General features: G+C 65.6%; 14 protein-coding genes. 7 read left to right on the top strand and 7 right to left on the bottom strand.

All coding sequences use genetic code 11. The features are described from left to right. Nucleotides 1-140: 140 nt before the first annotated feature. Entirely contained in the window at nt 141-1,946 is a 1,806-nt protein-coding gene (gene lepA, locus AC0QTX_RS15335) for a translation elongation factor 4 (RefSeq protein WP_474604683.1), read from the bottom strand. A gap of 359 nt (nt 1,947-2,305) precedes the next feature. Here lepA and AC0QTX_RS15340 point away from each other — a divergent pair, with 359 nt between their 5' ends. Together AC0QTX_RS15340 and AC0QTX_RS15345 are read left to right on the top strand one after the other, a co-directional pair. Next, complete coding sequence (locus tag AC0QTX_RS15340; protein ID WP_474604684.1) at nt 2,306-3,424, top strand: hypothetical protein; 1,119 nt, start codon at nt 2,306-2,308, stop codon at nt 3,422-3,424. Between the two features lie 2 nt (nt 3,425-3,426). Beyond that, nucleotides 3,427-3,969 (top strand): c-type cytochrome, encoded by a 543-nt coding sequence (locus tag AC0QTX_RS15345; protein ID WP_474604685.1) that lies wholly within the window; start codon nt 3,427-3,429, stop codon nt 3,967-3,969. A 15-nt stretch (nt 3,970-3,984) separates the two neighbouring features. Here AC0QTX_RS15345 and hrcA read toward each other — a convergent pair whose 3' ends face one another. Beyond that, nucleotides 3,985-5,076, bottom strand: a complete 1,092-nt coding sequence (hrcA, locus tag AC0QTX_RS15350) for a heat-inducible transcriptional repressor HrcA (protein WP_474604686.1) — start codon at nt 5,074-5,076, stop codon at nt 3,985-3,987. A 153-nt stretch (nt 5,077-5,229) separates the two neighbouring features. On the opposite strand from hrcA, the gene rph reads away from it, so the two are divergent. Then, nucleotides 5,230-5,943, top strand: a complete 714-nt coding sequence (gene rph / locus AC0QTX_RS15355) for a ribonuclease PH (RefSeq protein WP_474604687.1) — start codon at nt 5,230-5,232, stop codon at nt 5,941-5,943. 131 nt (nt 5,944-6,074) lie between these two features. Further along, a complete protein-coding gene (gene rdgB, locus AC0QTX_RS15360; protein ID WP_474604688.1) occupies nt 6,075-6,716 on the top strand; it encodes an RdgB/HAM1 family non-canonical purine NTP pyrophosphatase in 642 nt (213 codons plus the stop codon). Between the two features lie 159 nt (nt 6,717-6,875). Here rdgB and AC0QTX_RS15365 read toward each other — a convergent pair whose 3' ends face one another. Both AC0QTX_RS15365 and AC0QTX_RS15370 read right to left on the bottom strand, forming a co-directional pair. After that, entirely contained in the window at nt 6,876-7,352 is a 477-nt protein-coding gene (locus tag AC0QTX_RS15365) for a DUF2852 domain-containing protein (protein WP_474604689.1), read from the bottom strand. Nucleotides 7,353-7,444: 92 nt separating this feature from the next. After that, nucleotides 7,445-8,098 (bottom strand): TetR/AcrR family transcriptional regulator, encoded by a 654-nt coding sequence (locus AC0QTX_RS15370; protein WP_474604690.1) that lies wholly within the window; start codon nt 8,096-8,098, stop codon nt 7,445-7,447. Nucleotides 8,099-8,536: 438 nt separating this feature from the next. Here AC0QTX_RS15370 and hemW point away from each other — a divergent pair, with 438 nt between their 5' ends. Continuing rightward, entirely contained in the window at nt 8,537-9,697 is a 1,161-nt protein-coding gene (gene hemW / locus AC0QTX_RS15375) for a radical SAM family heme chaperone HemW (protein ID WP_474604691.1), read from the top strand. Between the two features lie 53 nt (nt 9,698-9,750). Further along, nucleotides 9,751-10,380: a LysE family translocator gene (locus AC0QTX_RS15380; RefSeq protein WP_474604692.1), complete on the top strand. Its 630-nt coding sequence runs from the start codon at nt 9,751-9,753 to the stop codon at nt 10,378-10,380. A 1-nt stretch (nt 10,381) separates the two neighbouring features. Here the strand turns inward: AC0QTX_RS15380 and gshB are convergent, their stop codons facing one another. Then, nucleotides 10,382-11,326: a glutathione synthase gene (gshB, locus tag AC0QTX_RS15385; RefSeq protein ID WP_474604693.1), complete on the bottom strand. Its 945-nt coding sequence runs from the start codon at nt 11,324-11,326 to the stop codon at nt 10,382-10,384. A 161-nt stretch (nt 11,327-11,487) separates the two neighbouring features. Between gshB and AC0QTX_RS15390 the strand changes: the two genes are divergently transcribed. Further along, entirely contained in the window at nt 11,488-12,372 is an 885-nt protein-coding gene (locus tag AC0QTX_RS15390) for a lipid kinase (RefSeq protein ID WP_474604694.1), read from the top strand. Between the two features lie 207 nt (nt 12,373-12,579). Here the strand turns inward: AC0QTX_RS15390 and AC0QTX_RS15395 are convergent, their stop codons facing one another. Both AC0QTX_RS15395 and rsmI read right to left on the bottom strand, forming a co-directional pair. Beyond that, nucleotides 12,580-12,957, bottom strand: a complete 378-nt coding sequence (locus AC0QTX_RS15395; protein WP_474604695.1) for a YraN family protein — start codon at nt 12,955-12,957, stop codon at nt 12,580-12,582. Beyond that, entirely contained in the window at nt 12,954-13,892 is a 939-nt protein-coding gene (gene rsmI / locus AC0QTX_RS15400; RefSeq protein ID WP_474604696.1) for a 16S rRNA (cytidine(1402)-2'-O)-methyltransferase, read from the bottom strand. Before rsmI ends, AC0QTX_RS15395 begins: the two co-directional genes overlap by 4 nt. Between the last annotated feature and the right edge of the window lie 112 nt (nt 13,893-14,004).

Genomic DNA, 14,004 nt, shown 5'->3' on the forward strand with positions numbered 1-14,004 from the left:
AGACCAAGCCCCGTGCCTGGGTTGGACTCCGCGGGGAGGGGAATGCTCCGATGTTCGGTTAGGCAAGGCCATCGTACTGGAAAAGGCCCAGCCACGGGTGAGCTGGGCCTTCGGACCTCAGTAAATGATGCAGACGCGCCTTACGTATCCATCTTCAGGGCGGCGATGAAGGCTTCCTGCGGGATGTCGACCTTGCCGAACTGGCGCATCCGCTTCTTGCCCTCCTTCTGCTTGTCGAGGAGCTTGCGCTTGCGCGAGGCGTCGCCGCCGTAGCACTTGGCGGTCACGTCCTTGCGCAGGGCCCGGATGGTTTCCCGGGCGATGATCTTGCCGCCGATGGCCGCCTGGACCGGGATCTGGAACATGTGCGGCGGGATCAGTTCCTTGAGCTTTTCGCACATGGCGCGGCCCCGGCCCTCGGCGCGGTCGCGGTGGACCAGCATGGAGAGCGCGTCCACCGGCTCGGCATTGACCAGCACCGACATCTTCACGAGGTCGCCCTCGCGGTAGTCGGAGATGTGGTAGTCGAAGGACGCATAGCCCTTCGAGATCGACTTCAGCCGGTCGTAGAAATCGAACACCACCTCGTTGAGCGGCAGGTCGTAGACCACCATGGCGCGCTTGCCGACATAGTTCAGGTCAATCTGCACGCCGCGGCGCTCCTGGCACAGCTTGAGCACGGAGCCGAGATAATCGTCGGGCGTGAGGATCGTCGCGCGGATCCAAGGCTCCTCGATGGTCTCGATCTTCATCACGTCCGGCATGTCGGCCGGGTTGTGCAGCTCGATGGTCGAGCCGTCGCGCAGCTTCAGGTGATAGACCACGGACGGTGCGGTGGAGATGAGGTCGAGGTTGAACTCGCGCTCCAGGCGCTCCTGGATGATCTCGAGGTGGAGCAGCCCGAGGAAGCCGCAGCGGAAGCCGAAGCCGAGCGCCGCAGAGGTTTCCATCTCGTAGGAGAAGCTGGCGTCGTTGAGGCGTAAGCGGCCCATTGCGGCCCGCAGGTTCTCGAACTCGGCGGCATCCACCGGGAAGAGGCCGCAGAACACCACCGGCTGCACGGGCTTGAAGCCCGGAAGCGCCTGGGCCGTGGGCTTGCGCTCGTCGGTGATGGTGTCGCCGACGCGGGTATCGGCCACTTCCTTGATCGAGGCGGTGAAGAAGCCGACCTCGCCGGGGCCGAGCTGGGCGAGTTCCGTCATCTTCGGATTGAACACGCCGACGCGGTCGAGGCTGTAGGATGCGCCCGTACCCATCATCTTGATGGTCGAGCCCTTCTTCATCGAGCCGTCGATGATGCGCACGAGCACGACCACGCCGAGATAGGCGTCATACCAGGAATCAACCAGGAGGGCCTTGAGAGGCGCGTCCGGATCGCCCTTCGGCGGCGGCAGCTTGGTGACGATGGCCTCCAGCACGGCCTCGATGTTGAGGCCGGTCTTGGCCGAGATCGGCACGGCCTCCGAGGCGTCGATGCCGATCACCTCCTCGATCTGCTCCTTGATCCGGTCCGGATCGGCGGCCGGAAGGTCGATCTTGTTGAGAACCGGCACGATCTCGTGGTTGGCGTCGATGGCCTGGTAGACGTTGGCCAGCGTCTGCGCCTCCACCCCTTGGCTTGCATCCACCACCAGGAGCGAGCCCTCGCAGGCGGCGAGCGAACGCGAGACCTCGTAGGCGAAGTCCACGTGGCCGGGGGTGTCCATTAGGTTCAGGATGTAGGTCTTGCCATCCTGCGCCTTGTATTCCAGGCGCACGGTCTGCGCCTTGATGGTGATGCCGCGCTCGCGCTCGATATCCATGTTGTCGAGCACCTGCTCCGTCATCTCGCGGGCGGTCAGCGCCCCCGTGGTCTGGATCAGGCGGTCGGCGAGCGTGGACTTGCCGTGGTCGATATGGGCCACGATGGAGAAGTTGCGGATATTGTCGAAGCTGCGCGTGGTCATCAGTAAACTCTGGCGGGCGTGAAACCCTGTTTGCCGGGCAATAGCAGCCCGGCCCCCTTATGCCAAGGGAAGGCGGTGTCGCGCGGGCTCTTTCCAGGGTTTCGAGCGCCTCAGTGACCGGCCGCGAGGCTGGCCCCTCCTTTTGGTGGGTGCCCGGCTTCTCGACTAGGGTGGCGTTGCCAGGAATCTCGGCGCTCATTGAGCGCCAACACCTGATCCCTTTCGAGACCGCAGCCGTCCGAAGGGCCACCTCCGAAGAGTTTTAGGCACACGATGCGCAGGTGCGTAGGATCACCGCAGCGCGAGGGGAAAAGGCGTATCGATCGGCATGCGTTCGTCCTGGAAGAAGGAAGACGTGCATGGCCAAGGTCATTGCCGCCGTGGGAGGGTCGGGATCCGGTCCGGATCGTCGCTCGACAGCCGTCGGGGCGATGCTGATCCTGGCTGCGGGCGTCCTTTCCACCCTGCCGGCCGTTCCGCAGCCCGCCACCGACAATCCTCCGCCGACGCTCCGGGAGACCGGCCTCTATGCCGATCCCGGCACCCTGCAGGTCGATCCCGCGCATCTCGCCTTTGCACCGCAGTACCCTTTGTGGAGCGACGGCGCCGCCAAGCGCCGGTGGATCTCGCTGCCGCCGGGCACAGCCATCGACGGGTCCGATCCGGAGGCCTGGATCTTCCCGGTCGGCACGCGCTTCTGGAAGGAGTTCTCCTTCAACGGCCAAAAGGTCGAGACGCGCTACCTCGAGCGCCGGGCCGACGGCCAATGGCTCTATGCCGCCTATGCCTGGAGCGCCGATGGCCGCGAGGCGCAGCTCGTTCCGGCACGAGGCAAGCGTGGCGCGTATCCGCTCGCAGGCGGGCGCTCCCATACGATTCCGGGGGTGGCCGACTGCAAGGCGTGCCATCAGGGAGGGCCCTCCGAAGTTCTTGGCTTCGGCACGCTGCAGCTGTCGCCGGATCGGGATGCCGGTGCGCCGCATGCCGAGTTCCGGCCCGATCCCGGCGTCGATCTCTCCTACCTGGTCGACAGAGGCCTGCTCGTCGGCCTGCCCGAGGCCGTTCTCGATACGCCCCCTCGGATCGCGGGGGCAACGGCAACGGAGCGCGCCGCTCTCGGCTACATGCACGGCAATTGCGGGCATTGCCATAATGAGCGCGGTTCGCTGCAGAACATCGGGCTCTTCCTCCGTCACAGCGTCAAAACGGCAGTCGAACCGGCCATTGCAACCACCGTCGGGCAATCCGTGAAGAAGCCTGCTCCCGGCCAATCGCCCGATGCCGTGTTGCGCGTCGCGCCGGGGCATCCTGAGCGCAGCGGGCTGATGGAGCGGGTTTCCTCCCGTTACTCCGCCTTGCAGATGCCGCCCCTCGGAACCGAGCTGATCGACGATGAAGCTGTGCGCTTGCTCTATCGGTGGATCGCAGAAAACGATGCTTCCATTCAGCAAGCTCACGCAAACGAAGAAGGGAGATGACCATGCCTCGCGCCCTGCCGTTGATGTTGACGACTGCCTTGCTGGTGCCCAGCACCGCTTCTGCTCAGGACAGTGCCGGAGCGCAGGTGAAGCGTGGCGAATACCTGGTGTCGATTGCGGGGTGCCACGATTGCCACACGCCTTGGATCACGGGCTCCGGCGGGCCGGAGCCCGACATGAAGCGAGCCTTGTCAGGTCACCCGCAGGATCTGACGATTACCGCGCCGGCCAGCATCTCGCCGCCTTGGAGCGGCGCCATGAATCCAACCTCGACAGGTTGGTCCGGCCCCTGGGGCGTGAGCTTCTCGGCCAACCTCACCCCGGACCCCGAGACCGGCGTGCTGCGGGATTTCACCGAGCAGCAGTTCATCCAGACCATGCGCACGGGGCGCCACCAAGGCCAGGGCCGGCAGATCCTGCCGCCGATGCCGTGGCCGGCCTATGGAAAGATGACGGACGACGACCTGAAGGCGGTCTTCGCCTATCTACGCCAGGTTCCTCCGGTGAAGAACAAGGTGCCCGATCCCCTGCCGCCGAAGCCGTAGCAGGCGAGGGGCGATCTAGCGTCCCTTATCCAGAATGCGCGAGATCACCTTGGCGGTGTAGTCCACCATCGGGACGATGCGGGCGTAATTGAGCCGCGTCGGGCCGATGACGCCCAGAACCCCGACGATCTTCTGGCTGCCGTCCCGGAAGGGGGCGGCGATCATCGATGAGCCGGAGAGCGAGAACAGCTTGTTCTCCGAACCGATGAAGATGCGCACGCCCTCGCCGCCCTCGGCGCGGCTCAGAAGGTCGATCACGTCCGTCTGCGTCTCGAGATCCGAGAAGAGCAGGCGGATGCGCTCCAGGTCCTCCACCGCCTTCAGGTCGTCCAGGAGATTGGCCTGGCCGCGCACGATGAGCTGGCGGGATTCGACAGGTCCCACCGTGGTGGCGAGCCCCGCCTCGACGAGCCTTGCGGTGAGCACATCGAGCTCGCGCTCCATGTCGCCGCGGCGCGCTTGGATCTCGACCTTGATGTCGCTGAGCGTCTTGCCCTGGATGCGGGCGTTGAGAAAATTGCCGGCCTCCACGAGGGCTCCGGCCGGAAGACCCGCGGGCAGATCGAGGAGGCGGTTTTCCACCGAACCGTCCTCGGAGACCAGCACCACCAAGGCGCGGGTCGGGTCGAGCCGCACGAATTCGATGTGCTTGAGCCGGGCATTGGACTTGGAGGTCACCACCACGCCCGCGCCGCGCGAGACGCCCGAGAGCAGGGCCGAGGCCTCGGCAAGCGCCGTTTCCATGGTGTGCCCCGAGGCGGCCGCCCGCATCTGCGCCTCGATGCGGGCCCGCTCGTCGGAAGTAACGTCGCCGATCTCCATCATGGCATCGACGAAGAAGCGCAGGCCCGACTCTGTAGGCAGGCGCCCGGCGCTGGTATGGGGAGCGAAAATCAGGCCTGCCGCCTCCAGGTCCGCCATCACGTTGCGGATCGAGGCCGGCGAGAGCGTCATCGGCAGGATGCGCGAGAGGTGGCGTGAGCCCACGGGCTCGCCTGTAATCAGGTAGCTCTCGACGATCTGGCGGAAGATCTCGCGGGAACGGTCGTTCAGCTCCGCGATGGCGCGGGCTTCCGACAGATGGGAAAAGGGACCGTTGGCGTGCATCCGATAGGTTCTACGCTCTTTCGACAATTCGACCCGGCAGACCGTCATTATGTGCGGGTCCGAGGGCTCTTCGGCAAGGCTTGACCCTTGCACAATGCGCCCGGTGGCCTCAAACAGGCGTGAATCACGAGATTTGAAGGAGAGAATCCCGCCATGCGTCCGTCCAACCGTGCCCCCGACGAATTGCGGCCCGTCACCCTGGAGCGCGGTGTTGCGCGCTACGCCGAGGGCTCGTGCCTCATCTCCTTCGGCAACACCCGGGTGATCTGCACCGCCTCGCTGGAGGAGAAGGGCCCGCCGTGGCTGCGCGGAACGGGCAAGGGCTGGGTGACGGCGGAATACTCCATGCTGCCCCGCGCCACCCATGAGCGCACCCGCCGCGAGGTCAATTCCGGCAAGCCGTCGGGCCGCACACAGGAGATCCAGCGCCTCATCGGCCGTAGCTTACGCGCCGTGGTCAACCTGCCGGCCATCGGCGAGCGGCAGATCGTGGTCGATTGCGACGTGATCCAGGCCGACGGCGGCACCCGCACCGCGTCCATCACCGGCGCCTGGGTGGCCCTGCACGATTGCTTCGCCTGGATGCAGAGCCGTTCGATCATCTCGATCAACCCCCTGCGCGAGCCTGTCGCCGCCATCTCCTGCGGCATCTACAAGGGCACCCCGGTGCTCGATCTCGATTACGCCGAGGATTCGGCGGCCGAGACGGATTCCAATTTCGTGATCACGGGCTCCGGCGGCATCGTCGAAGTGCAGGGCACGGCCGAGGGCAAGCCCTTCTCGGAGGAGGAGTTCCTGAACCTGCTGCGCCTCGCCAAGGCCGGGGTAGCGCAGCTCGTGGACCTGCAGAAGAAGGCCGTGGCCTAAGCCACGACCTCTCTGTCATCCCCGGCGAGCCTCAGGCGAGGGAAGGGGATCCATAGCGCTGAGCCTGGGGTGGATTTCCTTCCCCTCAGCTGCGCTCCGGCCGGGAATGACACTGACTGGATGAGAGAAACATGAGTCTTCATCGTGCCCTGACCGGCAAGGTCGTCATCGCCACCCACAATGCGGGCAAGCTGCGCGAGATGCAGGAGCTGCTCGCGCCCTTCGGGATCGAGGCCGTCTCTGCCGGCGAGCTCGGCCTCCCCGTCCCCGACGAGACGGGGCACATGTTCGCCGAGAACGCCGCCATCAAGGCCCATGCGGCCGCCAGGGCCACGGGCCTGCCGGCGCTCTCCGATGATTCCGGGCTCTGCGTTCATGCGCTCGACGGCGCGCCCGGCCTGTTCACGGCCGACTGGGCCGGGCCGAGCAAGGACTTTCATGCCGCCATGGAACGGGTGATGCGCGAGCTGGAGAAGCGCGAAGCCACCGACCGGCAGGCGCATTTTGTCTCGGCCCTGGTCATTGCCTGGCCCGACGGGCACGAGGAGCTGTTCGAGGGCCGCATCTTCGGCGAGGTGGTCTGGCCGCCCCGGGGCGACAAGGGGTTCGGGTACGATCCCATGTTCCAGCCGGACGGCTTCACCGAGACCTTCGGGGAGATTTCCTCCGAGGAGAAGCACGGCATTGACTGGTCGAAGCCTGAGCCCTCGGGCCTGTCGCACCGGGCGCGCGCCTTCGTGAAGCTGGCGGCGGGGTGCTTGCAGAGGGGTTGAACCCTCCATGTCATCACCAGCCTTGTGCCGGTGATCCCGATCATGTGACCGCAGCGCTCTTCCAATCGAGATGGCCGGGACAAGCCCGGCCATGCCGGAGAATGTGCGCTTTAAAGAATGAAGCGCCCCGAAGGGCGCTCCAATTGCTCATCGACTGGTTTAGACGTTCGTCGGACCGTTGCCGCGGCGCTTGGCCATGTAGGCGTCGAACTCCTCGCGGTCCTTGGCCCGCTTCAGCTCCTCGACGAAGTTGCGGAAGTCGCGGGCTTCCTCGTCGAGCTTGCGGCGCTCTTCCTCGAGGCGCTCCAGCTCGCTGCGGCGGTAGTCGTCGAAGGCCGCATTGCCGGTGCTGGCAAAGCCGCCGAAGCCGGCCGGGCCGCGGGAGCGGAAGAGATCGTCCTTGGCGCGGCCGAAGGTCTCGTTCAGGAAGGTCTTGGCCTCGTCGTATTTCGGATATCCACACATTTTCCACACCAGATAGGCCAGCGCGAGCGGCCAGACGAAGATGAAGCCCAGAATGATGCCGGCGATCTCCAGACCGCGGCCGGGCTTGCGCCCGCTGCGGCGGTTGGTCCGGTTTTCCCACGGCCCCGCGTGCGGGCCCGCATTCCAGGCGGCGGAGGCAGAATCTGACATCGAGAAGGGTCCTATGTTAATGCTAACAACATTAACATGCGGATCGATTTAGGCGCTTTCAAGAGATCCGGTTCGAAAAATCGAGAGGGAGCTTAAGGCTTGCCCTTGAGGGCTCCGTGCACGAGGGCGAGGACGCCCGCCCGCAGGAGTTCGTACTTGTCGGGAAGGCCAGGCCCCTTCGGCAGCTGGCCCGCAGCGTCGAGGGTGGCGATGCCGTGGGAGAGGGCCCAGACCTCAACGGCGATGAACCGGGCGTCGACGGTCTGAAAGCCTTCCGGAAAGGTGTCGGCGAGCGCTTTCACCAGGAAGTCGAACGCATTCCCGGAGGGCTTGCCCCCGCTTTCCACAGCCTTGGCCCAGAACGGCGCACAGGCCTCGCCCTCGGCAGGCTTCGCCGAGAACATGGCCGTATAGAAGCCGGGCTCCTGCTCAGCGAAGGCCAGATAGGCCTCGCCCATGCGGGTGAAGCGCTCGAGCGCCGTGCCGTCGCTCTGCAAAGCCCGGCCGAGCCGCTTGGCGAGTTCGTCATAGCCGCGGAAGGCCACCTCGGCCACCAGGGCGTCCCGGCCCCGGAAGTGCCGGTAGAGGGCCGCCGGCGTCACGCCCACGAGCTTGGCCGCATCGGCCAGGGTGAACCCGCCGATTCCCCGCTCGGCAATGAAGCGCTGCGCCGCCTCGATCAGCGCCTCCTTCAGGTTGCCGTGGTGATAGCCCTGCCGGTCGAACGGACCGCGCCAATGCCGCATGATGGGTTCCTAACTCTCTGCCGGCCATCTTAGGCTTCCGGTGCGGCGGACGCCAGAATGGAACGGTTCATCGAGTGAACATCATTGTGGGCGAAGAGGTTCAGAAAAGTTTCAAACCGCTCATCCCTCCCCCTTGCGGGAGGGACAGGGGTGGGGGTGGTTTGGCGGGGCGGAACCTTTCCGTCATCACCGGCCCTGTGGCGGCCATCCCGATGCTGATAAGCGCTGCACTCGTCATGATCGGGATCACCGGCACAAGGCCGGTGATGACGTGGTAGGGAAGGCCTCGCCGATATCCATCAGACGCAGCGCTCCGACTTTGCGACCCCCACCCGGCCGCTGCGCGGCTGCCCCTCCCCACAAGGGGGAGGGAAGATCGCACGGTAACGCGACACCGGCACCCGTGACGTTCGTCCTCCGACCTGCCATATACGCCCCATGATCGATCATCCGACGCGCGATGTGGGCTTTGGCGTCTATGTCCATTGGCCCTTCTGCGCTTCCAAATGCCCCTATTGCGACTTCAACAGCCATGTCCGCCACCAGCCCGTGGACCAGGAGCGGTTTCTGGCGGCCTTCCGGCGCGAGATCGCCCACACGGCCGCGCGGATTCCGGGCAGGACGGTCACGAGCGTGTTCTTCGGCGGCGGCACGCCCTCGCTCATGAAGCCCCAGACCGTGGGTGCGATCCTCGATGCCATCGGGGGCGCCTGGGGCATCGATCCCAAGGCCGAGGTCACGCTGGAGGCCAACCCCACCAGCGTCGAGGCGGAGCGCTTCCGCGGCTATCGGAGTGCCGGCATCAACCGGGTGTCGCTCGGCGTCCAGGCGCTCAACGATCCCGATCTCAAGCGCTTGGGGCGCATGCACTCCGTCGACGAGGCCCTGGGCGCGGTGAAGATTGCCGCCTCCATCTTCGATCGCTATTCCTTCGATCTGATCTATGCCCGTCCCGGCCAGACCCCGAAGGACTGGGGCGCGGAGTTGGAGCAGGCGATCTCCCATGCGGTGGAGCACCTGTCGCTCTATCAGCTCACCATCGAGCCCGGCACCTGGTTCCAGCGCCTCTACGATGCCGGCAAGATCGCCGTGCCCGACGAGGAGACCGGCCGCGCGCTCTACGACATCACGCAGGAGGTGTGCGAGAAGCACGGCCTTCCGGCCTACGAGATCTCGAACCATGCGAGGCCCGGCGCGGAGTCGCAGCACAACCTGCTCTACTGGCGCTACGGCGAATATGCCGGCATCGGCCCCGGCGCCCATGGCCGCCTCGTGACGGGCAATGCACGCCTTGCCACCGCGACGGAGAAGCACCCCGAGACATGGCTCGAACGGGTCGAGCGCGAGGGGCACGGCATCATCGACGAGGAGGTTCTGACCTCCGAGGCCGAGGGCGACGAATTCCTGCTCATGGGACTGCGTCTCAAGGAAGGCGTCGACCCGCGCCGGTTCGAGGCGTTCACGGGCAAGACGCTCAATCGGCGCGGCTTGCGGGTTCTGGAGGAGGAAGGCCTGATCCAGGTGGATGGTTCGCGCCTCGCGGTGACGCCGAAGGGCTTCCCGGTCCTTAATGCGGTCATTGCGGAACTAGCAGCGTAGGCCGAGCGTCGTGTTTTGAGCGGCCCATCGAGGGGGCTGTCAGGAGCGGGTTCATGCTATTGCCCGAAAACTTCGTGCTCTTCTTCGCTGCCGCTCTCCTTATCGCGGTCACGCCGGGCCCGGGTTTGTTCTATGTGACCGCTCGAACCCTGGCTGGTGGACGCGCGGAAGGAATCGCTTCCTGCTTCGGCACCGTGCTCGGCGGCTTCGTCCATGTGCTTGCCGGGGCATTCGGGGTCTCGGCCCTGGTGATGGCAAGCGCTGAAGCGTTCACGGTGCTGAAGCTTTTCGGCGCAGCCTATCTGGTCTGGCTCGGCTTCAAAACAATCCGGGAAGCGAAGGCGGAGGCGCTTGCAGATGTCCCGGCTTCGGGACCATGGCGAGCCTTTCGTGACGGTGTCTTGGTGGAAGCCTTGAATCCCAAGACAGCAGCCTTCTTCCTGGCCTTCATCCCACAATTCGTCAGTCTGGATCAGGGCGGTGTCGCGCTGCAATTCGTTGCCCTCGGATTGGTCTCGATTGGCCTGAACACGCTTGGGGCTGTTCTTGCCACCCTCATGGCATCCCGAGCCCGAGACAGCCTCGCGCGCAGGCCTCACGTCATCCGGCGCGTTCGTCAGGCTTCGGGCATGGTCATGTGCGGTCTCGGAGCCCTTCTCACGCTGGCGCGTCGACCGGCTTGATTCAGCGCTTCACCTTCAACTCAATCACATCCCACACCGTTACCGCCAGATCCGGTCCGCCGAGGCGCTTGATAGCGCGGATGCCCGTGGGCGCCGTCACGTTGATCTCGGTGAGGTTGCCGTCGATCACGTCGATGCCCACGAGGATCAGGCCCATGCGTTTGAGATCGGGGCCGATGGTCTCGCAGATCTCGCGCTCGCGGGGCGTGAGGTCGGTGGGCTTCGCCGCGCCGCCGCGCACCATGTTGGAGCGGATGTCGTTGGCCGCCGGCACCCGGTTGATGGCGCCTGCCGCCTCGCCGTCGATGAGGATGATGCGCTTGTCGCCCTCTGTGATCTTAGGCAGGAAGCGCTGGATCACCCAGGGCTCGCGGAACAGGTTGGCGAAGAGGTCGTAGAGGGAGCCGAAATTGGGATCCTCCCGTCCGACCTTGAACACGCTCGCGCCGCCATGGCCGTAGAGCGGCTTCATAACCACGTCGCCATGCTCGCGCCGGAACTCCTCGATCTCGCCTCGGTCGCGGGAGATCAGGGTCGGGGGCATCAGGTGTGGGAAATGGGTGACGAAGATCTTTTCCGGTGCGTTGCGCACATGGGTCGGATCGTTGACCACGAGGGTCTTGGGGTGGATGCGCTCCAGGAAATGGGTGGCGGTGATGTAGGCCAGATCGAAGGGCGGATCCTGGCGCATGAGCACCGCGTCGACGGTGGAAAGATCGACCCGCTCGGGCGTTCCCAGGGTGAAGTGGTCGCCCTCCACGTCCCGCACCTCGACGGGCTCCGCTATGGCGATCACGGCGCCGTCGCGGAGCGACAGGCGGTCGGGCGTGTAGTGCAGGACCCGGTGTCCCCTCCGCTGGGCCTCGAGCAGCAGCGCAAAGCCCGTGTCGCCCGCAATCTTGAGGCTGCGGATGTGATCCATCTGGAACGCGACGGTGAGGGTCATGGGTCAGGCCTCCTTGGAAGCAGGGTTATTGGGCCTAAAATGTGGTATGGCAACTGTTCATCCCGCCTGGCCTGAACGAAAGCCGGGGATGCGGGTTATTCAACGGCCCCGCTTGGCTGCTGCCCCTTGCAGATCCCCCAAGCTTTTCCATGTGAGAGTATATGCCCCGCCGCGCCCTTCTGATCGTCAATGCCAAGAGCCGCAGCGGTGCCGCCCAGCGAGACATCGCCGTCGAGCGCCTGAAAGGCCATGGAATCGAGCCGGTCCATGTGGATTGCGGCCGCCGGGAGGACCTGTCACCCCTCATCGTGAAGCATGCGAAGGACGTGGATTGCGCCGTGGTCGGCGGGGGTGACGGCACGCTCAACGCGGCAGCCTTCGGGGTTATCGAGACCGGCCTGCCGCTCGGCATCCTGCCGCTGGGTACGGCCAACGATCTCGCCCGCACCCTCGAGATCGCCCCTGACCTCGACGCTGCCGCCCAGGTGATCGCCGACGGCCACACCCGCAAGATCGATCTCGGCATCGTCAACGGCGAGCCCTTCTTCAACGTGGCGAGCATCGGGCTCTCGGCGGAGCTGGCCCAGAAGCTGACCCGGGACATCAAGCGCCGCTGGGGGCGACTGGGCTATGCCATGGTGGCCCTGAACGTTCTGATGCACGCAAAGCCCTTCCGGGCGACCATCTACAGCGAGAACGAGGCGGCGCGCGTGCGCACCCTCCAGATCGCGGTGGGCAACGGCCGCTTCTATGGCGGCGGCAATGCGGTCGAACAGGATGCCACCATCGACGACCACCATCTCGATCTCTACAGCCTGGAACTGAGACAGGCCTGGAAGCTCGCCTTCATGGCTCGCTCGTTCCGCCACGGCCGCCACGGCGCCTGGAGCGAGGTGCGGGCGGTGCGCGCCAAGGAGTTCGACATCCGCACCCGCAAGCCCAAGCCCGTCAACGCCGATGGCGAGATCGTCACGCAGACGCCGGCCCATTTCTCGATCAGGCCCGCGGCCGTGACGGTGTTCGCGCCGAAGCCGGCTAAGGGCTGAGGATCACGCTTATACCGCCACTGTCATTCCGGGGCGAGCAAAGCGAGAGCCCGGAATCCATAAACACGACAGCTGGGAAGTGAGGCACTGTCTCAACGCTCATCCGCTTCTGCATCGTCAGCGGTTATGGATTTCCACGCTAAGGCGCAGCCCTTCGGGTCGGGCTCCGCTACGCGGCCCCGGAATGACAGTGGCAACGTTGCTGCTTCAACCCATCTCCAGCTCGAACGCGCTCACCATATGCTGCGGCCATTGCTTCGGCGCGATGAATACGGCATCGGCGCGCCATGTTTTCCCTTGAGCCCATGCATTGCGCGAAAGCCACGCACGCACGGCCCGCGAGAAGCGCTGGCGCTTGCGCGCCGTGATGGCCGAGAGCGCGTCATCCATGAGCGCGCGTGCCTTCACCTCGACGAACGCGATGGTGTCGCCGCGCATGACGATCAGGTCGATTTCGCCGCCGGACGCCGCATAGCGACGCGCGAGGGGGCGATAGCCTTTGGAGATCAGGAACAGGAGCGCGATCCACTCGGCGCGGTGGCCGCGCAGAAAGGTCGCCTCCCGTCGGTCGAGAGCGCTCTTCATTCGCCCTTCCTGGCAAGCACCAGGGCGCGGGCATAGATCTCCCGCTTGGGCAGATCGAGTTCCGCCGCAACGAGCGCCGCTGCGTCCTTGATCGAATGATTCCTGAGGGCTGCTTCGAGCTTGCCGTCGAGGACTGCATCGGCTTCCGCAGCGTGCATGGCCTTGGTGGCCTCGCCGATCAGAACCACGATCTCGCCCTTGGGCGGGCCCTCCTCGGCGAATTGCCGGGCGAGTTCCGGCAGGGTGCCGCGCCGGATGGTCTCGAACATCTTCGTCAGTTCGCGCGCCACCACGGCCTGTCGCTCGCCCAGCACCTCGGCGGCGTCCATCAGCATTTCCGGCAGGCGGTGCGGGCCCTCGAAGAGCATGAGCGTGCCGGGAATGGTGCCGATCTCCGCAAGCCGCGTGCGGCGTGCGCCGCTCTTTGCCGGCAGGAAGCCCTCGAAGAAGAAGCGGTCCGTCGGCAGGCCAGAGGCCACCAGCGCGGTGAGCACGGCGGATGGGCCGGGAATCGGCGTGACCGGCAGCCCTTCCTCGATCGCCGCCTGCACGAGCTTGTAGCCGGGATCCGACACCAGCGGCGTGCCGGCATCGGAGACCAGCGCAAGGGCCTGTCCTTCGCGGATGCGGTGGACCATGCGCTCCCGCACAGCGCCATTGGAATGCTCGTGATAGGCCACCAGCGGCGTGGTGATGCCGTAATGGGCAAGCAGCGTCTTCGTCACCCGGGTGTCCTCGGCCAGGACCGCGTCCGCGGCGGCCATCACGCTGAGCGCCCGGAAGGACACGTCCTGCAGGTTGCCGATGGGGGTCGCGACCACATAGAGGCCGGGCGAGAGGGGCTTGGCCTCGGCAGCAAGGCCGAAGGCGGTGAAGGTGGCGATCCGCTCATTGGGCTCGCGCCGCTTGGTTCGGTTGTCGATTCTCTGAGTCATGCGACCTTTACTCTCGCATGAAGCGGGGCCTTCGCGAAAGCCGGGTCGTTCAGCCGCTCATGACCTGTTGGAAACAATGTTTACTTTTTGTCGGCACACTTCCCCCGGTGAC

Source organism: Microvirga sp. jy35, from assembly GCF_056148915.1.